Annotated in this window: 23 protein-coding genes; 11 read left to right on the top strand and 12 right to left on the bottom strand. The window is 67.6% G+C overall.

Annotated features, from left to right (window positions below):
- Positions 1–31: 31 nt before the first annotated feature.
- The 5 genes from ACNQQL_RS21210 to ACNQQL_RS21190 all read left to right on the top strand — a co-directional run bounded on the left by ACNQQL_RS21210 (position 32) and on the right by ACNQQL_RS21190 (position 5,166).
- Positions 32–649: a DUF4126 domain-containing protein gene (locus ACNQQL_RS21210; RefSeq protein ID WP_072440937.1), complete on the top strand. Its 618-nt coding sequence runs from the start codon at positions 32–34 to the stop codon at positions 647–649.
- A complete protein-coding gene (locus ACNQQL_RS21205) occupies positions 646–3,261 on the top strand; it encodes an ABC transporter permease (protein WP_347065449.1) in 2,616 nt (871 codons plus the stop codon). Before ACNQQL_RS21210 ends, ACNQQL_RS21205 begins: the two co-directional genes overlap by 4 nt.
- Before the next feature lie 43 nt (positions 3,262–3,304).
- Positions 3,305–3,715: a group II truncated hemoglobin gene (locus ACNQQL_RS21200; protein ID WP_017331548.1), complete on the top strand. Its 411-nt coding sequence runs from the start codon at positions 3,305–3,307 to the stop codon at positions 3,713–3,715.
- Between the two features lie 105 nt (positions 3,716–3,820).
- Positions 3,821–4,552, top strand: a complete 732-nt coding sequence (locus tag ACNQQL_RS21195) for an alanyl-tRNA editing protein (protein ID WP_347065446.1) — start codon at positions 3,821–3,823, stop codon at positions 4,550–4,552.
- On the top strand, positions 4,549–5,166 hold the full coding sequence (locus tag ACNQQL_RS21190; protein ID WP_175962874.1) for a DUF924 family protein: 618 nt from the start codon (positions 4,549–4,551) through the stop codon (positions 5,164–5,166). The genes ACNQQL_RS21195 and ACNQQL_RS21190 overlap by 4 nt, the downstream gene beginning before the upstream one ends.
- 162 nt (positions 5,167–5,328) lie before the next feature.
- On the opposite strand, the gene ACNQQL_RS21185 is transcribed toward ACNQQL_RS21190, so the two are convergent.
- The 11 genes from ACNQQL_RS21185 to ACNQQL_RS21135 all read right to left on the bottom strand — a co-directional run bounded on the left by ACNQQL_RS21185 (position 5,329) and on the right by ACNQQL_RS21135 (position 14,839).
- On the bottom strand, positions 5,329–7,221 hold the full coding sequence (locus ACNQQL_RS21185) for a glycosyl transferase (RefSeq protein WP_347065444.1): 1,893 nt from the start codon (positions 7,219–7,221) through the stop codon (positions 5,329–5,331).
- 229 nt (positions 7,222–7,450) lie between these two features.
- A complete protein-coding gene (locus ACNQQL_RS21180; RefSeq protein WP_034184864.1) occupies positions 7,451–8,212 on the bottom strand; it encodes an SDR family oxidoreductase in 762 nt (253 codons plus the stop codon).
- A 22-nt stretch (positions 8,213–8,234) separates the two neighbouring features.
- A complete protein-coding gene (locus ACNQQL_RS21175; RefSeq protein ID WP_034184865.1) occupies positions 8,235–8,816 on the bottom strand; it encodes a TIGR00730 family Rossman fold protein in 582 nt (193 codons plus the stop codon).
- Complete coding sequence (locus ACNQQL_RS21170) at positions 8,813–9,571, bottom strand: TetR/AcrR family transcriptional regulator (protein WP_072440730.1); 759 nt, start codon at positions 9,569–9,571, stop codon at positions 8,813–8,815. Before ACNQQL_RS21170 ends, ACNQQL_RS21175 begins: the two co-directional genes overlap by 4 nt.
- A gap of 206 nt (positions 9,572–9,777) precedes the next feature.
- Complete coding sequence (locus tag ACNQQL_RS21165) at positions 9,778–10,314, bottom strand: diacylglycerol kinase (RefSeq protein WP_034184867.1); 537 nt, start codon at positions 10,312–10,314, stop codon at positions 9,778–9,780.
- The gene (locus ACNQQL_RS21160) at positions 10,311–11,345 is read right to left on the bottom strand and encodes a glycosyltransferase family 4 protein (RefSeq protein ID WP_072440726.1); all 1,035 of its coding nucleotides are present in this window, start codon (positions 11,343–11,345) and stop codon (positions 10,311–10,313) included. The genes ACNQQL_RS21165 and ACNQQL_RS21160 overlap by 4 nt, the downstream gene beginning before the upstream one ends.
- A gap of 29 nt (positions 11,346–11,374) precedes the next feature.
- Positions 11,375–12,313, bottom strand: coding sequence for a UDP-2,3-diacylglucosamine diphosphatase (locus ACNQQL_RS21155; RefSeq protein WP_072440724.1), 939 nt, complete (start codon positions 12,311–12,313; stop codon positions 11,375–11,377).
- A gap of 224 nt (positions 12,314–12,537) precedes the next feature.
- Positions 12,538–13,044, bottom strand: coding sequence for an RDD family protein (locus tag ACNQQL_RS21150; RefSeq protein WP_204423945.1), 507 nt, complete (start codon positions 13,042–13,044; stop codon positions 12,538–12,540).
- Between the two features lie 6 nt (positions 13,045–13,050).
- Positions 13,051–13,812 carry a DUF3106 domain-containing protein gene (locus ACNQQL_RS21145; protein ID WP_347065439.1) on the bottom strand — a complete coding sequence of 254 codons (762 nt, stop codon included), beginning with the start codon at positions 13,810–13,812 and terminating at the stop codon, positions 13,051–13,053.
- Between the two features lie 26 nt (positions 13,813–13,838).
- On the bottom strand, positions 13,839–14,279 hold the full coding sequence (locus ACNQQL_RS21140) for a DUF3619 family protein (RefSeq protein ID WP_072440718.1): 441 nt from the start codon (positions 14,277–14,279) through the stop codon (positions 13,839–13,841).
- Entirely contained in the window at positions 14,276–14,839 is a 564-nt protein-coding gene (locus tag ACNQQL_RS21135; RefSeq protein WP_175962883.1) for an RNA polymerase sigma factor, read from the bottom strand. Before ACNQQL_RS21135 ends, ACNQQL_RS21140 begins: the two co-directional genes overlap by 4 nt.
- Before the next feature lie 355 nt (positions 14,840–15,194).
- On the opposite strand from ACNQQL_RS21135, the gene ACNQQL_RS21130 reads away from it, so the two are divergent.
- From ACNQQL_RS21130 to ACNQQL_RS21105, 6 genes are all read left to right on the top strand, one after another.
- Positions 15,195–16,958 (top strand): acetolactate synthase 3 catalytic subunit, encoded by a 1,764-nt coding sequence (locus tag ACNQQL_RS21130; protein ID WP_072440714.1) that lies wholly within the window; start codon positions 15,195–15,197, stop codon positions 16,956–16,958.
- A gap of 112 nt (positions 16,959–17,070) precedes the next feature.
- Positions 17,071–17,562 carry an acetolactate synthase small subunit gene (gene ilvN / locus ACNQQL_RS21125; RefSeq protein ID WP_006750445.1) on the top strand — a complete coding sequence of 164 codons (492 nt, stop codon included), beginning with the start codon at positions 17,071–17,073 and terminating at the stop codon, positions 17,560–17,562.
- A gap of 104 nt (positions 17,563–17,666) precedes the next feature.
- The gene (gene ilvC / locus ACNQQL_RS21120) at positions 17,667–18,683 is read left to right on the top strand and encodes a ketol-acid reductoisomerase (RefSeq protein WP_047898620.1); all 1,017 of its coding nucleotides are present in this window, start codon (positions 17,667–17,669) and stop codon (positions 18,681–18,683) included.
- A 127-nt stretch (positions 18,684–18,810) separates the two neighbouring features.
- A complete protein-coding gene (locus ACNQQL_RS21115) occupies positions 18,811–19,455 on the top strand; it encodes a phosphatidylserine decarboxylase (protein WP_034184876.1) in 645 nt (214 codons plus the stop codon).
- Between the two features lie 15 nt (positions 19,456–19,470).
- Positions 19,471–20,343, top strand: a complete 873-nt coding sequence (gene pssA / locus ACNQQL_RS21110; RefSeq protein ID WP_072440710.1) for a CDP-diacylglycerol--serine O-phosphatidyltransferase — start codon at positions 19,471–19,473, stop codon at positions 20,341–20,343.
- Between the two features lie 312 nt (positions 20,344–20,655).
- Entirely contained in the window at positions 20,656–22,200 is a 1,545-nt protein-coding gene (locus ACNQQL_RS21105; RefSeq protein ID WP_347065434.1) for a 2-isopropylmalate synthase, read from the top strand.
- Positions 22,201–22,272: 72 nt separating this feature from the next.
- Here the strand turns inward: ACNQQL_RS21105 and ACNQQL_RS21100 are convergent, their stop codons facing one another.
- The gene (locus tag ACNQQL_RS21100) at positions 22,273–23,823 is read right to left on the bottom strand and encodes a SulP family inorganic anion transporter (RefSeq protein WP_347065433.1); all 1,551 of its coding nucleotides are present in this window, start codon (positions 23,821–23,823) and stop codon (positions 22,273–22,275) included.
- Between the last annotated feature and the right edge of the window lie 6 nt (positions 23,824–23,829).

Genomic DNA, 23,829 nt, shown 5'->3' with positions numbered 1-23,829 from the left:
CAAAGCGCACGGAAAGTGCAAGGAGAGGGCCATGATCGAAGCCATTTCGCTCGGCGCGGGGCTCGCGTGGGCGAGCGGGCTGCGCCTGTACCTGACGGTGCTGATCGCCGGCGTGCTGGCGCGGGTCGGCTGGCTCCACCTGCCCGACACGCTGGCCGTCCTGATGTCGCCGTGGGTCATCGGCGCCGCCGCCGTGCTCACCGTCACCGAATTCCTTGCCGACAAGATCCCCGCGTTCGACTCGCTGTGGGATGCCGTGCATACCTTCATCCGCATCCCGGCCGGCGCCGTGCTCGCAGCCGGCGCGCTCGGCCATGCCGATCCGACCGTGCTCGCCGTCGCGGGCCTTGCAGGCGGTTCGCTCGCCGGCGCCGCGCACGTGGCGAAGGCCGGTACGCGCGCGCTGATCAACCTGTCTCCCGAACCGATTTCGAACTGGGTTGCGTCGTCGACCGAGGACGGCCTCGTGGTCGGCGGGCTCGCGCTCGCATTCTTCGTCCCGCTCGCGTTCCTCGTGCTGCTCGCGGCCTTCGTCGCCGCTTCGGCCTGGGCGCTGCCGCGCCTGTGGCGCGGCGTGTCGGGCGGTTTTCGCGGGATGGCGAACCACATGGTGTCGCGGCTCAACTCGATCGGGGGTAAGCGCGATTGAAGGGGCGGCAACACGCGGCGCAGCCGCCGGCCGGACAACCCGGCCATGACACGCCCGCGCATGCCGGCCGCTTCGGCCTGCGCGACCTGATCCGCCAGGCCGCACGGATGACCGCGCGCGACTGGCGCGCGGGCGAGTTGACGCTGCTCGTACTCGCACTGGTGCTCGCGGTCGCGGCACTGACGAGCGTCGGCTTTCTCGCCGACCGGCTGCGCCAGGGGCTCGAGCGCGACGCGCGCCAGATGCTCGGCGCGGATTTCGTCGTGCGCGCCGACCGTCCCGTCGATCCGTCGTTCGACCGTCAGGCCCGCGCGCTCGGCCTGCGTACCGCGACGACCGCGATTTTCCCGAGCATGATCGCGTCCGCCGCGGGCGGGCAGACGGCCGACGCAGCGCCCGCGCGCCTCGCGGCCGTGAAGGCCGTGTCGCCCGGATATCCGCTGCGCGGTGCGGTCGAGATCCTGCCGGCCGGCGCCGCCGCCGCGCACAAGGCGACAGCGATTCCCGCACCCGGCACCGTGTGGGCCGACCCCGCGCTGCTCGACGCGCTGCACCTGAAGGCGGGCGATACGGTGCGTGTCGGGCTGCGCACGTTCACGGTCGCAGCGTCGATCTCCCGCGAACTCGATCGCGGCTTTTCGTTCGTCAATTTTTCGCCGCGGCTGATGATGCGCGCGGACGAACTCGCCGCGACGGGGCTCACGGGTTACGGCAGCCGCGTCACGTACCGGCTGCTGGTCGCCGGCGATGCGCAGGCCGTCGCGCGCTTCGAAACCTATGCGCACGAGCGCGTCGATGGCGGGAAGCTGCGCGGCGTCGGGCTCGAGTCGTTGCAGGAAGGCCAGCCGCAGGTGCGGCAGACGCTGGATCGCGCGCGCCATTTCCTGACGCTCGTCGCGCTGCTGACCGCGCTGCTCGCGGCGGTCGCGATCGCGATGGCCGCGCAGCGCTACATGCGGCGCCATCTCGACGGCTGTGCGACGATGCGCTGCCTCGGCGTGAGCCGCCGCACGCTCGGCGCACTGTTCGCGCTCGAATTCGTCGGCATCGGGATCGTGTCGGGCGCCGCGGGCGCGGTGCTCGGCTACGCCGGCCACTGGGCGTTGCTGGCCGCGCTCGGCGGCCTGATCGAAGTCGTGCTGCCGCCGCCCACGCTGTGGCCGGCGCTCATCGGCGTGGGTGCCGCGCTCGTGCTGCTGCTCGGCTTCGCGCTGCCGCCGCTCGTGCCGCTCACGCGCGTGCCGCCGGTGCGCGTGCTGCGCCGCGAGTGGGGCGATGCGTCGCGCACCGCGTGGGCCGCGTATGCGGTCGGCGTCGTGCTGTTCGCAGGGCTGCTGATCGCGGCCGCCGGCGACCTGAAGCTCGGCCTGATCGTCGCGGGCGGCTTCGCCGGCGCGCTGGTCGGTTTCGCGCTGATCGCGCGGCTCGTGCTGTTCGCCGCCGCGCGCGCGGTGCGCAACGCGCGCGTGGCCGCGGGCGTCGGCTGGCGCTATGCGCTCGCGTCGCTGCACCGGCGCGGCACGGCCAGCGCGCTGCAGATCACCGCGCTCGCGCTCGGCCTGATGTGCCTGCTGCTGATCGCGATCACGCGCAACGACCTCGTCGCGGGCTGGCGGCAATCGACGCCGCCCGATGCGCCGAACCAGTTCCTGATCGACATTCAGCCCGACCAGCGCGACGACGTCGCGGCCTATCTGGCCGCGCACGGCGTGCGCGACGCGGTGCCCGCGCCGATGGTGCGCGGCCGCCTCGTCGCGATCAACGGCAAGCCGGTGAATCCGGACGCGTACCCGTCCGACGAGGCGCGTCGGCTCGTCGACCGCGAGTTCAACCTGTCGTATACGACCGAGCTGCCGTCCGACAACCGGATCGTCGCAGGCGACTGGTTCGGCACCGCGGCCGCGCCGCAGATCTCGATCGAGGCCGGCCTCGCGAAGATGCTGAACGTGAAGCCGGGCGACACGCTGCGCTTCGACGTGACGGGGCTGACGGTCGACGCGCCGATCACGAGCGTGCGCAAGCTCGACTGGGGCACGTTTCGCGTCAACTTCTTCGTGCTGATGCCGCCGCGGGTGCTGAAGGATTTCCCGGCCGTCTACCTCACGAGCTTCCATCTGCCTGCATCAGACGCCGCGTTGCTCGATCCGCTGATCGCGCGCTACCCGAACCTGACCGCGATCGACGTCGCGCCGATCCTCGCGCAACTGCAGCGGATGATGCTGCAGGTGGTCGGCGCGGTGCAGTTCCTGTTCGCGTTCACGCTGGCGGCCGGCGTGCTCGTGCTGTACACGGCGCTCGCCGGCTCGCGCGACGAGCGGGTGCGCGAAGCCGCGCTGCTGCGCGCGCTCGGCGCGTCGCGCGCGCAGGTCAATGCGGTGCAGCGCGCGGAATTCGTCGTGGTCGGCGCGCTGTCCGGCGCGCTGGCGTCGGCGGGCGCGATCGCGGTCGGCTGGGTGCTCGCGTCGCGCGTGTTCGATTTCCGGCTCGCCGTCGATCCGTGGCTCGTGCCGGCCGGCATCGCGGCCGGCGTCGCGTGCGCCGGTGCGGCCGGCTGGCTGAGCCTGCATAATGTGTTGCGGCGCCCCGCGCTGCAGTCGCTGCGCGACGCATGAGTGTCGCCGGCGGCCCCGAAGATCCCGTTTTCCGACTATCCGTATGACCGATGTGAATGACGATGCGCCGTCGCAGCCGACGGCGTTCGAGCTCGTGGGCGGCGAAGCCCGCGTGCGCGAAATGGTGGACCGCTTCTACGACCTGATGGACCTCGAGCCCGAGTTCGCGCAGATTCGCGCGCTGCACCCGGCATCGCTCGACGGTTCGCGCGACAAGCTGTTCTGGTTCCTGTGCGGCTGGCTCGGCGGGCCCGACCACTACATCGACCGGTTCGGCCATCCGCGGCTGCGCGCGCGGCACCTGCCGTTCCCGATCGCATCGGTCGAGCGCGACCAGTGGCTGCGCTGCATGGCGTGGGCGATGGAGGATGTCGGACTGCCCGAGCCGCTGCGCGAGCGGCTCATGCATTCGTTCTACGACACGGCCGACTGGATGCGCAACCGGCCCGGTTGATTGACCGGTACGCCGCTGCCCGCGCGCGGGACGATCTGCGTCTGGGCGCGCGCGCCGCGCGGCGCGACACTGGCCGTTTCCCGCAATCGATACGAGGCTCGCCCGATGACGACACAAGCGCTGTTTCGCGAAGACGCGTACCTCACGCGGTGCGACGCGATCGTTCAGGCCATCGGCGACGACGGCATCCGGCTCGACCGCACCGTGTTTTATCCGCTCGGTGGCGGCCAGGCCGGCGACACCGGCACGCTGACCCTGCCCGACGGCAGCACGCTCGGGATCGCCGATACGCGCAAGGCAAGGTTCGACGGCGCGACGCCCGACGACGCCTTGCACGTGCCGGCACCGGGGCAGGAGGCGCGCGTCGCGACGCTCGTGCCCGGCACGCGCGTGGTCGCGGAGATCGACTGGCTGCGCCGCTACCGGCACATGCGCCTGCATACGGCCGCGCACCTGATGTGCGCGGTGCTGCCGTACGCGGTCGACGGCTGCAGCGTGACGGCCGACTATGTGCGGCTCGATTTCGCGACGTCCGAAGCGATCGACCGCGACGACGTCGAGCGGCGCCTCGCCGGCCTGGTCGCCGGCGCGCATCCGGTCACGACCGAATGGATTACCGACGACGAGATGGCCGAGCGGCCCGAACTCGTGCGCACGATGAGCGTGAAGCCGCCGATGGGCCTTGGCCGCGTGCGGCTGCTGCGCATCGAGCAGGTCGACCTGCAGCCGTGCGGCGGCACGCATGTGCGCAACACGTCGGAAATCGGCGACCTGCGCGTCGCGAAACTTGAAAAGAAGAGCGCGCGCACGCGGCGCCTCGTACTGGAGTTTGCATGACGATCGACACCGGGGCGGCGGGCGCGGCGGCGCTGGATCCGCAAGCGCGCGAGATTCTGGATTTCTGGTTCGGCGAACCGGGCTCGGCCGAATTCGGGCAGGAGCGCAAGATCTGGTTCAACGGCGGCGCGGCGTTCGACGACGTACTGCGCACGCGCTACGGCGCGCTGCTCGACGCCGCGTGCGACGGCGCATGCGATCACTGGGCCGGTTCGCCGGAGGGTGCGCTTGCGTTGATCGTCGTGCTCGACCAGTTCTCGCGCAACATCCATCGCGGCACGCCGCGCGCGTTTGCCGCCGATCCGAAGGCGCTCGCGCTCGCACGCCGCGTCGTCGCGGCCGGCTGGGATGCGCAACTGCCGAGCGGCCATCACCGCGCGTTCGCGTATCTGCCGTTCGAGCACGACGAGTCGATCGAGAGCCAGCGCGAGGCCGTGCGCCTGTGCGCGGGCATTCGCGGCGAGGCAGGGTGCGAGAGTTATCACCGCTTCGCGTTGCGGCATGCGGCCGTGGTCGAGCGCTTCGGCCGCTTTCCGCACCGGAACGCGATTCTCGGCCGTGAGTCGACCGATGAGGAGACGGCGTTTCTTCGCGAACCCGGTTCGTCGTTCTGATGATCCGGACGGTCGCGTGAGTGACGAGGAGGGGGCAAGCCCGCAGATTCGCGCGGTTGCGTTGGCGATCGGCGAAACTGGCCGGCGGTGCTGCTCAGGCGGCCGGTCTCAACCTTTTTGCCGGAGATGAAAGCAGGCAAGACGGCGTCGCGCCGTCCTGCGTCACTGCAGGTGCTGTTCGGGCGTGCGCACGTAGACGCGCAGCAGTTCTTCGTTGTCGCCCGGGCGCGCGCCCGTCCAGAACAGTTTCCATTCGCTGCCTGGCGCCGGATCGACGGCCCGCACGCCCTGGACGATCATCCACGTGCAGCGCGTCGTCTTCGCGTCGTCGATCGGCGTGTGCTGGATGCCGGAGAAGTAGTACAGCATCGGCGCTTCCGATTCGCCGAGCCCGTGCAGGCTCGCCATGCAGTCGCCGTCGTTCCATTCGAGCGCGAGATGCGCATTCAGGTCGTCGAACACCGAGCGGTAGCTCTTCGCGACGTCGAGCCACGGCAGCAGCAGCGTATAGATGAGCCCCCACGCGACGACTGCGCCGGCGCCCCACGACAGCGCGCCGCGCCAGAGGCCCGTCGTGCGCAGCTTCGGCAGCAGCGTCAGCCAGCCGACCGTCAGCGCGAGCGCACCGACTACAAGCGCGGGCTCGATCGGCATCGTCCAGTCGAGCGGCAGCCAGCGGCCGAGCAGCGCGAGATCCGCGCGCGACGCGGCCGGATCGGCCATTACTGCCCAGATGCCCCAGGCGAGTGCGGCGGCCGTACCGAACAGCACGCGGCTGAAGTAATCCCACGCGAGATGCAGCGTGCGCGGAATGCGTTCGATCGCCTGCGCGGCGACCAGCGCGAGCGGCGCGAAGAACGGCAGGATGTAGAGCTGGCGCGACGTTGCGGACACCTGCAGCACCACGAGCCCGACGCCGGCGAACAGCACGGGCAGCGCGATGCGCGGCATGCGCCAGTCGCGCCACGCACCGCGCGCGAGCGCGACGATCGCGAGCGGCGCGACCGGGAAGCCGACGAGCAGGAATGCACGCAGGATGAAGAAGGGCTTGTCGTTTTCCGCGCCGAGTTCGGGGACGGAGAAGCCGAAGAAGCGGCCGACGTTGTTGTCCCAGAACCACGTCATGAACAGCGTCTCGGAACGCAGGAACAGCGCGGTCGGCCAGATCAGCGCGAACGGCGCGAACACGAGCGCGGCGACGCCGAGTGCGCGCGCGAACGAGCGGGTGCGGCAGGCCGGGTACAGCACCAGCGCGCCGACGAGCGTGGCCGCGAACACGAGCGGCACGAACAGCCCCTTCGCCATCAGAGCGATGCCGACGCCCGCGCCGAAGATCGGCGCGGCCCAGCGGCCCGACGGCCGGACCGGCAGCCCGTGCCGCATCTGCTGCGCGTGCGCGACGTGCCGCATCACGAGTTCGAGCAGCCCGCAGAAGCCCATTGCCGTGCCGGCGAACAGCGCGACGTCCGTCATCATGTCGTGCATGTGCTTGATGACGACGAGCGTGCCCGCGCTCAGCACGACGGGACCGATCACACGCAGGTCGAACCAGTTGTCCGCGCGGTTGGCGATGCGCGCCGCGCGCGCGATGAAGCCGAACGCGAGTACGGCGAACAGCGCGCTCGCGAGCCGTGCCGCGTCGTGCAGCGGCATCACGCGCTGCAGCAGCCACGCGAGGCTGGTCGCGACCCACGCGTAAAGCGGCGGTTTTTCCATGAACGGCAGGCCGGCATTGGTCGGCACGACGAAATCGCCGGTCTCGAGCATGTGCTGGATGATGCCGAACGTGTAGGTTTCGTCCTGTTTCCACGGATCGTGGCCGAGCACGCCGGGCAGCACATACGCGCAGACCAGCGCAGCGGCGAGCAGCCACGCGCGCCAGCCGAGCAGGAGCGAGCGGTCGCGCGCGGTGCTGGTCGAGGCGGTCACGGCCATGACGGGCGTGCCGGCGGCTTCAAGCGTCGCGGTAAGGTCGGCGTCGGCGGTTGAGCGGGTGTGCGGGGCCGGAGCGGGCACCGACGTGCGTCGCCGGCCGGGCGCTGCGGTTCCAGGCATGGAAAAGATCTCGGGTCGAGTCGAGCCGGTTCGGCGACATGGGCCGGACCGATAAGGGCCACATCATGGTGGCAAGAAAACAGGCGTTTACGGCGCCTGTCTGGCTGGCCGCTAGTAAATCACGGAACTGTTACGAATGTTTACTGAAACCGTCACGAAATTGTGGAGATTTGTGGCGCCGTGACGACAGGTCGCTTCGGGTGACGGTTTTGACGTGCCGCGCGTGCGGTTACCGGCCGCCGCCGACGTCGAGCAGGGCGCCCGTCGTGTAGGACGCTGCGTCGCCGAGCAGCCAGACGATCGCTTCGGCGATCTCGTGCGCTTCGCCCGCGCGGCCGAGCGGCGTCTGCGCGCCGAGGCGGGCAGCACGGCCCGGCTGGCCGCCGCTCGCGTGGATTTCGGTCTCGATCAGGCCGGGGCGCACCGCGTTGACGCGCACGCCGTGCGGGCCGAGTTCCTTTGCAAGACCGATCGTCAGCGAATCGACCGCGCCTTTCGAGCCCGCGTAGTCGACGTATTCGTTCGGCGAGCCGAGCCGCGAGGCGATCGACGAGACGTTGACGATCGCGCCGCCCTGGCCGCCGCGGTCGGTGGACAGCCGGCGCGCGGCTTCGCGCGCGCACAGGTACGCGCCGAGCACGTTGGTGTCGAACATCCGCCGCAGCCGGTCGGCCGGCATGTCGGCGAGCGGCATCGACGGCGCAACGATGCCCGCGTTGTTGACGAGCGCGTCGAGGCGTCCGAACGCGGCCGCGACGGTGTCGAACATCGCGACGACGTCGGCTTCGTTCGCGACGTCGCCCGCGACGACGCACGCACGGCCGCCCGCATCGCGGACGGCCTGCGCGGTGCGTTCGGCTGCCGCCGCGTCGCGCGCGTAGTTGATGCCGACGTCCCAGCCGCGTTCGGCCGCGAGCACGGCGGTCGCGCGGCCGATGCCGCGGCTCGCGCCGGTGACGAGGACGGCCTTGCGGCCGGACGGTGCGGTCATCGCGTGCGGCTCCCGGGGACGGTTACTTCGCTGCGTCGGGCGCCCACTTGTCGCGGGCGGGCGGTTGATAGCGGCGCAGCCGTTCGATCAGTTCGACCGGTTCCGAATCGACGCACAGCGCGTCGAAATAGGCCGGGCGCATGAAACCCTCATCGACCGTATGACGCAGCAGCGCGATCAGCGGATCGTAGAACGAATCGATGTTGTAGAGCGCGACGGGCTTGCGGTGATAGCCGAGCTGCGCCCACGTGTAGACCTCGAAGAGCTCCTCGAGCGTGCCGGCGCCGCCGGGCATCGCGACGAACGCGTCCGAGAGGTCGGCCATCATTTTCTTGCGGTGGTGCATGTCGGGCACGACGTGCAGTTCCGACAGCCCCGTATGGCCGACTTCCTTGTCGACGAGCAGTTCGGGGATCACGCCGACCGCACGGCCGCCGGCCGCCATCACTTCGTCGGCGATCACGCCCATCAGGCCGACACGGCCGCCGCCGTACACGAGCGTCAGGCCCGCACCGACGAGCGCGCGGCCGAATGCGCGCGCGGCGTCGGCATAGACGGGCCGCACGCCGGACGACGAGCCGCAGTAAACGCAGACTGCCTTCATTGCTTGGAATCCTTGGCGGGGGCCTGCCCAACGGCGACCGGCCCGCCGGCGGGGCGCGGCGACCCGTCGCGCGGCGGCAGGTAGTCGGTGAACTGGCGCTTGGGCAGCTTGCCGGAGACCAGGTCGTCGAACAGCTGGCGCGAACGGCCGCGCAGGTACGGCGCCATCACGGAGATCACGTGCATGCTGACCTGGTGCAGTTCCTCGCGAATCGCGTCCTGGTCGTTGTACTTGCGCGGATGCATCACGTACTGATACGACAGCCAGTACGTCGAAATGACGGCCATGTTGGTGGCGATGACTTCGATCTCGGCGGGCGTCGCGACCATCTCGGCGTCGGACACGAGCAGCTCGCACATCTCGCGCGCGAAGCGCACCTTGTGGCTGATGATCTGCTTGAAGTGCGTCTCGAGCGTGCGGTTGCGGGCGAGCAGGTCGTTGAGGTCGCGATACAGGAACCGGTAGGTCCACATGAAATCGGCCATGTACTGCAGGTACGACCAGGTTTCGTCGATCGTCGGACGATGATCTTCGGGAAAGCGCAGCCGCCGTTCGATCTGCTGCTCGAACTGCGCGAAGATGCTGTTGATGATGTCGTCCTTGTTGCGGAAATGGTAGTACAGGTTGCCTGGACTGATTTCCATTTCCTCGGCGATCGTCGTGGTCGTGACGTTCGGCTCGCCGATCTCGTTGAAGAGTTTCAACGACAACTCGAGAATCCGTTCGCGGGTGCGGCGGGGAGGTTTCGCTTCCATGTCGTCCGGCCCTGTGTGTGCCGGACTGGCGGGCGCTGCAATCGATGCTGCGGGATTCGTCCGGCGCGGGTTGCTGTTCTATGTCTGGCGGACGATTATAAACCGGGGTTTCGCCACATCGGGCGCATTTCGTGATCGCGGCCCCGTGCGACGGATGGTGCAGCGCCGCACGCGGGCGATGCGCAACGCGCGCGGCGGGCAGCCGGCTAGAAGCCGAGCCAGTGCGCGACGACCGGGCCGAGCACGAAGCCCCAGGTCGTCACGCACGCGAACAGCGCGACCGTCACGGCCGCGCTGCCGAGGTCCTTCGCGCGCTTGGAGAGTTCGTGGCGTTCGAGCGAGATGCGGTCGATCGCGGCCTCGACGCTCGAGTTCAGCAGTTCGACGATCAGCACCAGCAGCACCGAGGCGATCAGCAGCGCGCGCGATGCGGCCGGCACCGGCGCGAACGCGCCGATCGGGAGCATCAGCGCGGCGAGCGTGAGCTCCTGGCGAAACGCGCTCTCCTCGCGGATCGCGACACGAAAGCCGTTCAGCGAATGCTTGAGTGCGTACCATGCGCGCGTGATGCCGCGGTGGCGCTTGTACGGATTCGGCGGCAGCGGCGTCAGTTGATCGTCGGGGCCGAGCGGCTCGGACGCGTGCGCGTCCGTGTCGCCATGCGGCTCCTCCTCGTCGAACGGGCGGTGCCGTTGCTGCGTTGCGGCGGGGGGCGGGGTCTTGTCGTTCAGGTCTCGTTTCAAACGGCGGCACCTTCGGCTGGCGAGTACGCGGTTTTCGGCAGCGGCTTCAGATGCGATGCGAACTGCTCGGACGCCGCGCGCCACGAGAAGCGTTCCGCCCATGCGCGCGCGGTCGTGCGTTCGATCTTCAGCGCTTCGAGGCAGGCTTCCTGCAGGTCCTCGTGCATCGCGCCGGCGTCGCCGCCGCTGAGCACGTCGATCGGGCCCGTGACGGGATACGCGGCAACCGGCGTGCCGCACGCGAGCGCCTCGAGCAGCACGAGGCCGAACGTGTCGGTGCGACTCGGGAACACGAACACGTCGGCCGCAGCATACACCTTCGCGAGTTCGGCCTGTGACAGCACGCCGAGATAGTTCGCCTCCGGATAGCGCGACTTCAGTTCCGCGAGCGCGGGGCCTTCGCCCGCGACCCACTTCGAGCCGGGCAGGTCGAGACGCAGGAACGCCTCGACGTTCTTTTCGATCGCGACACGACCCACGTACAGGAAGATCGGCCGCGCGGTGTTGAGCACCTTCGACTCCATCGGGCGGAAGATGTCGAGATCGACGCCGCGGGTCCACAGCACGACGTTCGTGAAGCCGAACTTCTCGAGGTCTTCCTTGACGACCGGCGTCGGCGCCATCACCGCGAGCGACGGGCCGTGGAACCAGTGCAGGAAGCGGTAGGTCGCGGCCAGCGGAATGCCGAAGCGCGCCTGCACGTATTCCGGAAAGCGCGTGTGATACGCGGTCGTGTACGGCAGTTTGCGCGAGCGCGCATAGCGTCGCGCGGCGAGGCCGAGCGGGCCTTCGGTCGCGATGTGCAGCGCGTCGGGCGCGAACGCGTCGATCCGTGCGCGCAGCTTGCGGTACGGCAGGATCGACAGGCGGATCTCGGGGTAGGTCGGGCAGGGTACCGTGCGGAATTCCAGCGGCGTCAGCAGTTCGACGCGGTGGCCGAGCGCAGTGAGTTCGCGCGAGGTGCTCTTCAGCGTGCGCACGACGCCGTTGACCTGCGGTTCCCACGCGTCGGTGACGATCATGATCTTCATCGCGGCATTGTCCTGTAAGTAGGGTTGTGTCAGGCAGTGGCCTTGGCCTTGCGCGACGTGGTCTCCGACGGTGCGGTGCGCATCACCGTCCAGTAGACGATCTTCAGTTCGCCTTCCATCGTTTCGACGAGCGCGGACAGGCTTTCGACCCAGTCGCCGTCGTTGCAGTACAGCACGCCGTCGATATCGCGGATCTCCGCCTTGTGGATGTGACCGCACACGACGCCGTCGCAGCCGCGGCGGCGCGCCTCGTCGGTCATCACGGTCTCGAATTGCGAGATGAAGTTGACCGCGTTCTTGACCTGGTGCTTCAGGTACTGCGACAGCGACCAGTACTGGAATCCGAGCCGGCTGCGGATCCGGTTGAACCAGCGGTTCAGCACGAGGATCAGCGTGTAGAGCGTGTCGCCGAGATACGCGAGCCATTTCGCGTGCTGGATCACGCCGTCGAACAGGTCGCCGTGCACGATCCACAAACGTTTGCCCGCGAGCGTCGTGTGGAACGCCTCGCCGCGCACCTGGATATCGCCGAACGCGAGGTCGCAGAACTGCCGCGCGCCTTCGTCGTGGTTGCCGGGGATGTAGACGACCTGCGTGCCCTTGCGCGCCTTGCGCAGGATCTTCTGCACGACGTCGTTGTGCGCCTGCGGCCAGTACCAGCCTTTCTTCAACTGCCAGCCGTCGATGATGTCGCCGACGAGGTACAGGTATTCCGAGTCGTTGTGACGCAGGAAGTCGAGCAGGTACGGCGCCTGGCATCCGCTCGAGCCGAGGTGGATGTCGGACAGCCAGATGGTGCGGTAGCGATGCGCGGACGGGTCGGGGTCGTCGTGCCGCGTGGCGTGTACGGCAGGTGGTTCTTGCGACGCCAGGCCATCGGTTGCGCCTGAGCCGGACAGGAAAGCGGTGGCGGCGCGAGCGCCGAGCGGGTGACGGAACAGGGAGGTCGCGGACGGTTTCTGGCCCATGCATGACTCGCGCCGGTTGACATTACCGGCATTCCGCCATGCGGGCGTGACTGTGCCATGACAGTCACGAGACGTTCTTATTACGACCTATGCAGGGTGTTTAGCAGTGAATGAAAGGCATTGTGTAATCTGCCGCACCGAACGGTCGGCGGTTGTCCGGCAGGCGCGTCGGGCGACGCGGGAAAGGCTTGGGCGAACTGATTTCGTCTGGCGAATGCGGCGCGTCAGCGCGGCATGGCGACGACGCGCGTGCGCGCGATCCGGTCGTGCGGAAACTGGCGGCCGGCATGCAGCCGGGCGGCGCCGGCCCACGCGACGATCCACGCGGCGGTGAGCGCCAGCGTGACCGGCACCGACAGGCCGAGGAGCGGATGCAGCGCGAGCGGCGGCAGGAACCACAGCCAGCCGAGCGCATAGCGCACGAGCGCATGGCCGGCGCTCAGCGGCCGGCCGCTCGACGATTCGAGCCGCAGCCGCCAGGTCTTCATCGGCAGCGTCTGGCCGCCGTGGGTCCAGAACCAGACGAAATACGCGCCGACGACGAGCGCGATCCACGCGGCGAGCAGGTTGTGATGGACGAGGCCGTTGCGCTGCTGCGTCGCGAGACTGAACGCGAGCCCCGCGAAGAACACGACGCCGAACAGCAGCACGCCTTCGTAGAGCAGCGCGGCGAGGCGCCGCCGCACCGACGGCGCGGCGGCCGGAGTCTCGGGTGCGCGGGCGTTCGCCACGGCCGCTCAGGAGCCCCTGAACAGCGAAGGCGCGTCGGCGGGCGACACCGGTGCCACCGCAGCGGGCACCGACGCGGCGCCGGCCGTCGACGACGCGGGCACCGGCGGCACGGAGGCGCTGGCCGAGGCGGGCGCCGGTGCGGGGGCTGCACCGCTTGCCGGGTGCTCGTGCGAATTGACGAGGCGGCGAACGTCACGGTCGGCGACGGTCGGCGGCGCACTGACGACGCTCGGCCGGCGGCGGCGCTCGGCAGCCGCGAGACGTTCCTTCTGTTCCTCGGGGAGTTGCTGGTAGGCCTTCCACGCGCGCTCGCGCGCCTGCGCGGAAAGCTCCTTCGCGCTCTGGTAGTTCTCGCGCGCGACGCGGCGCTGCTCGGGCGTCATTCGCGCCCATTCGGACATCCGGTCCTGCAGGCGTTTTTGGTCATCCGGCGTCAATTTCGCGAAACGCGACGCGATCTTCAGCCATTTTCGCTTGCGGGCGTCGCTGAAGCCGTCCCACTGGTCGGCGAACGGCGCGAGTGCCGCGTGCTGCGCCGGCGTGAGGCGCGCCCACGACAGCGGACCGGTGGCGGCCGGCAGCGGCAGTGGCAGCGGCGGGAGGTCGGCGGTCAGCCCGGTCGCGGCCGATGCGGGCGCGGCAGGGCTGGCAGCCGCGACGGTAGTCGTCGCGGGGGGCGGGTGGAATCGCGAATACGTGGCGACGTAGGAAACGGCGATCGCGATCACGCATCCGAAAAATACGGCCAGGCCGCGCTTCTGACTCACCCGTGCGATCCCCTCGTTATTGTCTGTTAGCGAGCGTGCGAAAGATACGCGTTGAACCCGTGATCGAGATACGCGTTGAGCGGCAGGTCGTCGCTGAGCATCGCCGCGTCGATGTCGGCGAGTTCGGCGGTGCGCTGCATGTCTTCCCAGTAGGCGATGCCGATGAGCCCCGCGAGCAGCAGTGCGAGCGGCCACGCGCGCAGCAGGCGGCGCGCGAACGACGCGTACGGGCGGCCGGCCTGCGGGCGGCTCGTGGGCGCCGGGCCGTAGGCGCCGGCCGCGCCGGCGAAGGCCGGCACGAACACCGGTGCGGTCGCGGGCTCGGGCTTCTTGCGCGCGAGCGCAGCCCGGCGGGCGACGGCCAGCCGATCGGTGGTCGCGGCAGGCAGTGCGGCCGCGCGCTCGTCCAGCGCGCGGCGCACCTTCAGCGCGAATTCGTGTTCTCGGTTTGCGGGAGCGGAGCTCATAGCGTGATTCCTTTGGCCTTGAGCGCTTGCGCCAGGGTGTGGGTGGCTCGTGAGCAGTGCGTCTTGACGCTGCCTTCGGAGCACCCCATTGCGGCGGCAGTCTCGGCGACATCCATATCTTCCCAATAACGCATCAGGAACGCTTCCCGTTGACGCGCCGGAAGTTTCTGGATTTCTTCGTCGATCAGGGCCAGAACCTGCTCTCTTTCGAGGCGGTGCTCGCTGCTCTCGACGCCCGCGTTGTCGTTCGCGGATTCGAGCGTTTCGAGGGGGTCGAAGTCTTCGTCGTCGGTGTTGTTCAGCGACGAGAAGAGCGTGACCCAGGTGTTGCGGACCTTCTGCCGGCGGAACCAGTCGTGGATCGCGTTCTGCAGGATCCGCTGAAAAAGCAGCGGCAGTTCGGCCGCCGGCCGGTCGCCGTATTTTTCGGCCAGCTTGATCATCGCGTCTTGCACGATGTCGAGCGACGCATCGTCGTCACGCACCGCGTACGCAGCCTGCTTGAACGCGCGCCTTTCGACGCCCGCCAGAAAGTCGGCGAGTTCCTTGTCTGATGCCATTCCGTGAAGGTATGCGCTGCGGGCCGCTGCGTGGTGTAAAAGGTCGAAAAATTTCGTAAAACCCGCGGATGCTAACAAATTTTCGCTCTGGTTGGCACCGGGTTGGGCGCCGCGCGTTGCGCGCGAGCCGCGGCGGTGGGGTGCCGGGCGGCGCGCATGATGCGGTGCGGGATATTTTGCTTGACGACCTAATCACGACCCGCTATCGTCAGCGATTCGCAACATGAAGTGATGGTCTCATTTGAGGCTGGCCCAAGAAGCCCGCCCTTCAAACTGGACGCGCCGCTTGAACCCGAGCCACAAGCCCGGCAGAGAGCACCCGATCAATTTTTTGCCGAAAATTCGAAAGGTCAAAATGAACATGCCCAGCGCGGAATTCTCCACGTCGGAACCCCTTTCCCCTCCCGATAGCGACTCCATCGGCGCCACCGTGCTCATGAAGGCACTGGCCGACGAGAACGTCGAATTCATCTGGGGCTACCCCGGCGGCTCGGTTCTCTATATCTACGACGAGCTTTACAAGCAGGACAAGATTCAGCACGTGCTGGTGCGCCATGAACAGGCGGCCGTGCACGCAGCCGATGCGTATGCGCGTTCCACCGGCAATGTCGGCGTCTGCCTCGTGACGTCGGGCCCGGGCGTCACCAACGCGGTGACCGGCATCGCGACGGCTTACATGGATTCGATCCCGATGGTCGTGATCAGCGGCCAGGTGCCGACTGCCGCGATCGGCCAGGACGCATTCCAGGAGTGCGACACGGTCGGCATCACGCGCCCGTGCGTGAAGCACAACTTCCTCGTGAAGGACGTGCGCGACCTCGCGGAAACCGTCAAGAAGGCGTTCTATATCGCCCGCACCGGCCGTCCGGGCCCGGTGCTGATCGACATTCCGAAGGACATCTCGAAGACGCCGTGCCAGTACGAGCCGGTCAAGAGCGTGTCGCTGCGTTCGTACAACCCCGTTACGAAAGGCCATTCGGGCCAGATCCGCAAGGCCGTGTCGCTGCTGCTGACGGCGAAGCGTCCCTATATCTACACGGGCGGCGGCATCATCCTCGCCGACGCGTCGCGCGAACTGAACCAGTTCGCGGACCTGCTCGGCTACCCGGTCACGAACACGCTGATGGGCCTCGGCGGTTATCGCGCGTCGGACAAGAAATTCCTCGGCATGCTCGGCATGCACGGCACCTACGAAGCGAACATGGCGATGCAGCACTGCGATGTGCTGATCGCGATCGGTGCCCGCTTCGACGACCGCGTGATCGGCGACCCGGCGCACTTCGCGTCGCGTCCGCGCAAGATCATCCACATCGACATCGACCCGTCGTCGATCTCGAAGCGCGTGAAGGTCGACATCCCGATCGTCGGCGACGTGAAGGAAGTGCTGAAGGAGTTGATCGAGCAACTGCAGACGGCCGAGCATGGCCCCGACACCGAGGCGCTCGCGCAATGGTGGAAGGACATCGAGGGCTGGCGCGCGAAGGACTGCCTGAAGTTCGACCGCGAAAGCGAGATCATCAAGCCGCAGTATGTGGTCGAGAAGGCGTGGGAGCTGACGGACGGCAATGCGTTCGTGTGCTCGGACGTCGGCCAGCACCAGATGTGGGCCGCGCAGTTCTACCGCTTCAACAAGCCGCGTCGCTGGATCAACTCCGGCGGCCTCGGCACGATGGGCTTCGGCCTGCCGGCGGCGATGGGCGTCAAGATGGCGCACCCGGACGACGACGTGCTGTGCATCACGGGCGAAGGCTCGATCCAGATGTGCATCCAGGAATTGTCGACCTGCCTGCAGTACGACACGCCCGTGAAGATCATTTCGCTGAACAACCGCTACCTCGGCATGGTTCGCCAGTGGCAGCAGATCGAATACAGCAAGCGCTATTCGCATTCGTACATGGATGCGCTGCCCGATTTCGTGAAGCTCGCCGAAGCGTACGGCCATGTCGGCATGCGGATCGAAAAGACCTCGGATGTGGAGCCGGCGCTGAAGGAAGCGCTGCGCCTGAAGGATCGCACCGTGTTTCTCGACTTCCAGACCGATCCGACCGAAAACGTCTGGCCGATGGTACAGGCCGGCAAGGGCATCACCGAGATGCTGCTCGGATCGGAAGATCTGTAACGGCGCGACGCGCGCTTGAGCCCGATGCGGCCGCCTTCACGAAGGGCGGTGCGGCACGCGGCGGCGCGCGGCGCGAGTGAATCGACACGGACACATTCTGGAAGAAGCGAACATGAGACACATCATTTCCGTCCTGCTGGAGAACGAACCGGGCGCGCTGTCGCGCGTGGTCGGTCTGTTTTCCGCACGCGGCTACAACATCGAAACCTTGACGGTGGCGCCGACCGAAGACCAATCGCTGTCGCGGCTCACCATCGTTTCCATTGGCTCCGACGACGTGATCGAACAGATCACGAAGCATCTGAACCGCCTGATCGAGGTGGTGAAAGTGGTGGACCTGACCGACGGTGCACACATCGAACGCGAGCTGATGCTGATCAAGGTACGTGCAGTGGGCAAGGAGCGCGAAGAAATGAAGCGGATGTCGGACATTTTCCGCGGCCGCATCATCGACGTGACCGAAAAGACCTACACGATCGAATTGACGGGCGCGAGCGACAAGCTCGACGCATTCATCCAGGGGCTGGACGCGAGCGCGATCCTCGAGACCGTGCGTACCGGCAGCTCCGGCATCGGACGCGGCGAGCGCATCCTGAAGGTTTGATGCCGAAAATGCCGAAGAGGCACGCCGGGTGCGCCGTCATGTCCCGGCTCGCAGTACTCCATCCGAACGAATTGTTGAATTTTTGAATTAGCGAAGGAACCATCATGAACGTTTTCTACGACAAAGACGCCGACCTCTCCCTCATCAAGGGCAAGCAAGTCACGATCATCGGCTACGGCTCGCAAGGCCATGCACACGCGCTGAACCTGAAGGAAAGCGGCGTGAACGTGACGGTCGGCCTGCGCAAGGGCGGCGCGTCGTGGAGCAAGGCCGAAAACGCCGGCCTGTCGGTCAAGGAAGTCGCGGAAGCGGTGAAGGGCGCGGACGTCGTCATGATGCTGCTGCCGGACGAGCAGATCGCCGACGTGTACGCGAAGGAAGTGCACGCGAACATCAAGCAGGGCGCGGCGCTCGCGTTCGCGCACGGTTTCAACGTCCACTACGGCCAGGTGATCCCGCGCGCCGACCTCGACGTGATCATGATCGCGCCGAAGGCACCGGGCCACACCGTGCGCGGCACGTACTCGCAAGGTGGCGGCGTGCCGCACCTGATCGCGGTTGCGCAGAACAAGTCGGGCGCGGCACGCGACATCGCGCTGTCGTACGCGGCGGCGAACGGCGGCGGCCGTGCAGGCATCATCGAGACGAACTTCCGTGAAGAAACCGAAACCGACCTGTTCGGCGAGCAGGCCGTGCTGTGCGGCGGTACCGTCGAGCTGATCAAGGCAGGTTTCGAGACGCTGGTCGAAGCAGGCTACGCGCCGGAAATGGCGTACTTCGAGTGCCTGCACGAACTGAAGCTGATCGTCGACCTGATCTACGAAGGCGGCATCGCGAACATGAACTACTCGATCTCGAACAACGCCGAGTACGGCGAGTACGTGACGGGCCCGCGCGTCGTCACGGAAGAGACGAAGAAGGCGATGAAGCAGTGCCTGACCGACATCCAGACGGGCGAGTACGCGAAGAGCTTCATTCTCGAGAACAAGGCAGGCGCTCCGACGCTGCAATCGCGCCGCCGCCTGACGGCCGAGCACCAGATCGAGCAGGTCGGCGCGAAGCTGCGCGCGATGATGCCGTGGATCGCGAAGAACAAGCTCGTCGACCAGACGAAGAACTAAGCACCGCGTGCTGTTCCGGCCCTTCGAGTGGAGGGTCGGCATCAAAAAGCCGTCCGAAGGCAGCAGTGCCCCGGGCGGCTTTTGTTATGCTACGGGCTTTGCAATTCACCGAACACAGAACGAATCCATGAACTATCCTCATCCGATCATCGCGCGCGAAGGCTGGCCGTTCATCGCGATTGCTGCCGTCATCGCGCTGTTGATCCACGCCGTCGGGGGCTTCGGCTTCGCGTGGCCGTTCTGGCTGCTGCTCGCCTTTGTCGTCCAGTTCTTCCGCGATCCGCAGCGCCCGATCCCGGCGCAGCCGAACGCGGTGCTGTGCCCGGCGGACGGCCGCATCGTCGCGGTCGAGACCTCGCAGGATCCGTACGCGAACCGCGAAGCGCTGAAGATCAGCGTGTTCATGAATGTATTCAACGTCCATTCGCAGCGTTCGCCGGTCGATGGCGCGATCACGAAGGTCGAGTACTTCCCGGGTGCGTTCCTGAACGCGGCGATCGACAAGGCGTCGACCGAGAACGAGCGCAACGCGGTCGTGATCCAGACGGCGAGCGGCAAGACCGTCACCGCCGTGCAGATCGCGGGTCTCGTCGCCCGCCGGATTCTCTGCTACGTGCGCGCCGGCGAGCCGCTGTCGCGCGGCCAGCGCTACGGTTTCATCCGCTTCGGTTCGCGCGTCGACGTGTACCTGCCGATCGGCAGCCGCGCGAAGGTGTCGATCGGCGAGAAGGTCTACGCGTCGTCGACGATCCTCGCCGAGCTCGAACAGTAAGCGGCGGGGCGCACGATGGCCGCATTCAAACCGCGCCGGCCGCGCAACGGCACCAGCCAGACGCCACGCCCGTTCCGCCGCAACAAGGGGATGGCGCCCGATCCGGTGCCCATCGAGAGCCGCCGCGCTTCGCGCCAGCGGTTCCTGAAGACGCGCGGCATCTACCTGCTGCCGAACGCGTTCACGACCGCCGCGCTGTTCTGCGGCTTCTTCGCGGTTGTGCAGGCGATGAACGTGCGTTTCGAGATCGCCGCGATCGCGATTTTCGTCGCGATGGTGCTCGACGGGATGGACGGGCGCGTCGCGCGCATGACGCATACGCAGAGCGCGTTCGGCGAGCAGTTCGACAGCCTGTCGGACATGGTGTCGTTCGGCGTCGCGCCCGCGCTCGTGATGTACGAGTGGGTGCTGAAGGATCTCGGCCGCTGGGGCTGGCTCGCCGCGTTCGTCTACTGCTCGGGCGCCGCGCTGCGCCTCGCCCGCTTCAATACGAACATCGGCGTCGTCGACAAGCGCTTCTTCCAGGGGCTGCCGAGTCCGGCCGCCGCCGCGCTGATCGCGGGCTTCGTATGGCTCGCGACCGACAACCGCGTGCCGATGAAGCTCGGCTGGCTGCCGTGGGTCGCGTTCGTGCTGACGATCTATGCGGGCGTGACGATGGTGTCGAACGCGCCGTTCTACAGCGGCAAGGCGCTCGACGTGCGGCACCGCGTGCCGTTCGCGGCGATCCTGCTCGTCGTCGTCGCGTTCGTGCTCGTGTCGTCCGACCCGCCGCTGATGCTGTTCTGCCTGTTCGTGCTGTACGGGTTGTCCGGCTACGTGTTCTGGGCCTACATGGCGATCCGCGGGCGTGCGAATCCGGCGCGCTCGTCGCAGCGCGATCACTGACGCACGATTTGTCCGGAAACGGCGACCGCGAGGCCGCCGTTTTCATTTGCCCCTTTTTCAAGCCGGGCCGCCGGACCCCGGGGTGCCGTCCGATTGCGCGCCCAGCGGAATGTCGCTATAGTCTTCGGCATGACTGCATTTTCCCGCCTCTCCCTCCTTCTAGCCGGTGCGCCGCTACGCGCGCTAGCTTTGGCGCGCCTGCCGCGCTGACCGTTCCCGCCCTCCGTCAAGCCTCGTCTGTTGTTGAGCGTCGCCAGCGGTGGCGCGATCTCATTACGTTTGACTTCCGTATAAAAAGCCCTGGAGCCCCCCATGACAGACAAGCTGATCATTTTCGATACGACGTTGCGTGACGGCGAGCAATCGCCCGGCGCGTCGATGACGAAGGAAGAGAAAATCCGCATCGCGAAGAACCTCGAGCGGATGAAGGTCGACGTGATCGAGGCCGGCTTCGCGGCCAGCTCGAACGGCGATTTCGACGCGATCCACACGATCGCCGGTCTCGTGAAGGACAGCACGATCTGCTCGCTGGCGCGGGCCAACGACAAGGACATCCAGCGCGCGGCCGACGCACTGAAGCCGGCCAATAGCTTCCGGATCCACACGTTCATCGCGACGTCGCCGCTGCACATGGAGAAGAAGCTGCGGATGACGCCCGACCAGGTGTTCGAGCAGGCACGCCTCGCGGTGCGTTTCGCACGCAAGTTCACCGACAACATCGAATTCTCGCCGGAAGACGGCAGCCGCTCCGACCTGGATTTCCTGTGCCGCGTGCTGGAAGCCGTGATCGCCGAAGGCGCGACGACGATCAACATCGCCGATACGGTCGGCTACGGCGTGCCGGAGCTCTACGGCAACCTCGTGAAGACGCTGCGCGAGCGCATTCCGAACTCGGACAAGGCGATCTTCTCGGTGCACTGTCATAACGACCTCGGGATGGCCGTCGCGAACTCGCTCGCCGGCGTGAAGATCGGCGGCGCGCGTCAGGTCGAGTGCACGATCAACGGTCTCGGCGAGCGCGCGGGCAACACGTCGCTCGAAGAGATCGTGATGGCCGTGAAGACGCGCAGGGATTACTTCGGCCTCGATGTCGGCATCGACACCACGCAGATCGTGCCGACGTCGAAGCTCGTGTCGCAGATCACCGGTTTCGTCGTGCAGCCGAACAAGGCGGTGGTCGGCGCGAACGCATTCGCGCACGCGTCGGGCATCCACCAGGACGGCGTGCTGAAGGCACGCGACACTTACGAGATCATGCGCGCGGAAGACGTGGGCTGGTCCGCGAACAAGATCGTGCTCGGCAAGCTGTCGGGCCGCAACGCGTTCAAGCAGCGCCTGCAGGAGCTCGGCGTGTCGCTCGACAGCGAAGCGGAACTGAACGCCGCGTTCATGCGCTTCAAGGATCTGGCCGACCGCAAGGCCGAGATCTTCGACGAGGACATCATCGCGATCGTGTCCGAGGAATCGGCATTCGCGCACGAGCAGGAACACTACAAGTTCGTGTCGCTGTCGCAGCGTTCGGAAACGGGCGAGCAGCCGCAGGCGAAGATCGTGTTCGCGGTCGAAGGCAAGGAGGTGACCGGCGAGGCGCGCGGCAACGGTCCGGTCGATGCGACGTTCAACGCGATCGAGGGCGAAGTCGGCAGCGGTTCCGAACTGCTGCTGTACTCGGTGAATGCAATCACGACCGGCACGCAGGCGCAGGGCGAAGTGACCGTCCGGCTGTCGAAGAGCGGGCGGATCGTCAACGGCGTCGGCACCGATCCGGACATCGTTGCCGCGTCCGCCAAGGCGTACATCTCCGCGCTGAACAAGCTGCATTCGAAGGACGACAAGCTCAACCCGCAGCGCTCGTAAGCGCCGCGCGCTGCGCATCACCGAAACGCCCCGTGCGGCCTTGCGTCGCCGGGGCGTTTTTTCATCTGCCGCTCATTCGGCGGCCGGTGCGCGGAACAGCCAGCGGCGCGCGGCCGGGCGGGGCGCCGGGCTGCGTCGGCGGAACTCGACCGCGATCCCGCGCCGCGGCGCATCGGCGACGAACGCGTCGAGCAGTTCGAGCACGTCGTGATCGATGTAGTCGGCGCGCGTCGCGTCGATGATGACCGCTGCCCGGTCCGGAATGTGCCGCAGGTGGTGTTTGACCTGGACCTTGCCGAGAAACGACACGTCCTTGCGGAACGACAGCAGGAAGTGATCGTCGTGTTGCGCGAGCGTGACGGGGCTCTTCAGGTTCGCGGCGGCGACCGCCAGCACGCTGCATGCGAGGCCGAGCGCGATGCCGAACAGCAGGTCGACCGCGAGCACGCCGGCGATCGTCGCGGCGAACGGCACGAACGCGGCCGGCCCCTGCTTCATCACCGAGCGGAACAGCGCCGGTTTCGCGAGCTTGAAGCCCGTGTGGATCAGGATCGCGGCGAGGCTCGCGAGCGGGATCAGGTTGATCAGGCCGGTGAGTGCGAACACGCTCGCGAGCAGCAGCATCCCGTGGACGATTGCCGACATCCGGCTTTGCGCGCCTGCATTGACGTTGACCGAGCTGCGCACGATCACCGAGGTGATCGGCAGGCCGCCGAACGCGCCCGCGACGAGATTGCCGACGCCCTGGGCCTTCAGTTCGCGGTCGGGCTGGGTCGGCCGGCGCTTCGGGTCGATCTGCTCGACCGCTTCGAGGCTCAGCAGCGTCTCGAGGCTCGCGACGACCGCGAGCGTGATCGCGACGCGCCACACGTCAGGATTGACGAGCTGCGCGAAGTTCGGGCCAAGCTCCGCGTGCTTGAGCGATGCCGCGAAAGCCGCGAACGATCCGAGCTCGGGCAGCGTCACGCGATGGGCGGCGCCCGGCGCGACCGACGGCGCGACGAGGCCCAGCACGAGCGTCGCGCCGATGCCCAGCACGACGACCGCGAGCGGTGCGGGCACCGAACGCACCAGCGCGAAGCGGCGCAGCGCGGGCGTGTCCCACGCGACCAGCAGTGCGAGCGATGCGAGCGCGATGGCCGTGGCGGCCCACGCGACCGGCAGGCCAGGCCAGTTCGCAAACGATTGCGCGCCCGAGCCGCCGATGCCGAACGCGAACGGAATCTGCTTCACGATCAGCAGCAGGCCGATTGCGGCGAGCATACCCTTGATGACGGGCGACGGCACGTAGGCGGCGAAGCGGCCGGCGCGCAGCATGCCGAATCCGAACTGCAGCACGCCGGACAGCAGCACCGCGAGCAGGAATGCGGAGAAGCTGCCGAGTTGCGCGATCCCTTCGACGACGATCACGACGAGGCCGGCGGCCGGCCCGCTGACGGACAACGACGAGCCGCTCAGCAGCGCGACGACGATGCCGCCGACGATGCCGGATACGAGCCCGGCGAACGGCTCGACGCCGGATGCATTGGCGATGCCGAGACAGAGCGGCAGTGCGACGAGGAAAACGACGATGCCGGCGACGACGTCGCGCGGCAGGGTGGACAGGCGCTCGTTCAGTTTCATGATTGG

This window comes from Burkholderia sp. LFS061, assembly GCF_047978125.1.
Lineage (GTDB): Bacteria > Pseudomonadota > Gammaproteobacteria > Burkholderiales > Burkholderiaceae > Burkholderia > Burkholderia pyrrocinia_C.
The sequence above is the reverse complement of the archived record's forward strand: the minus strand, read 5'-3'. Positions and strand labels throughout refer to the sequence as shown.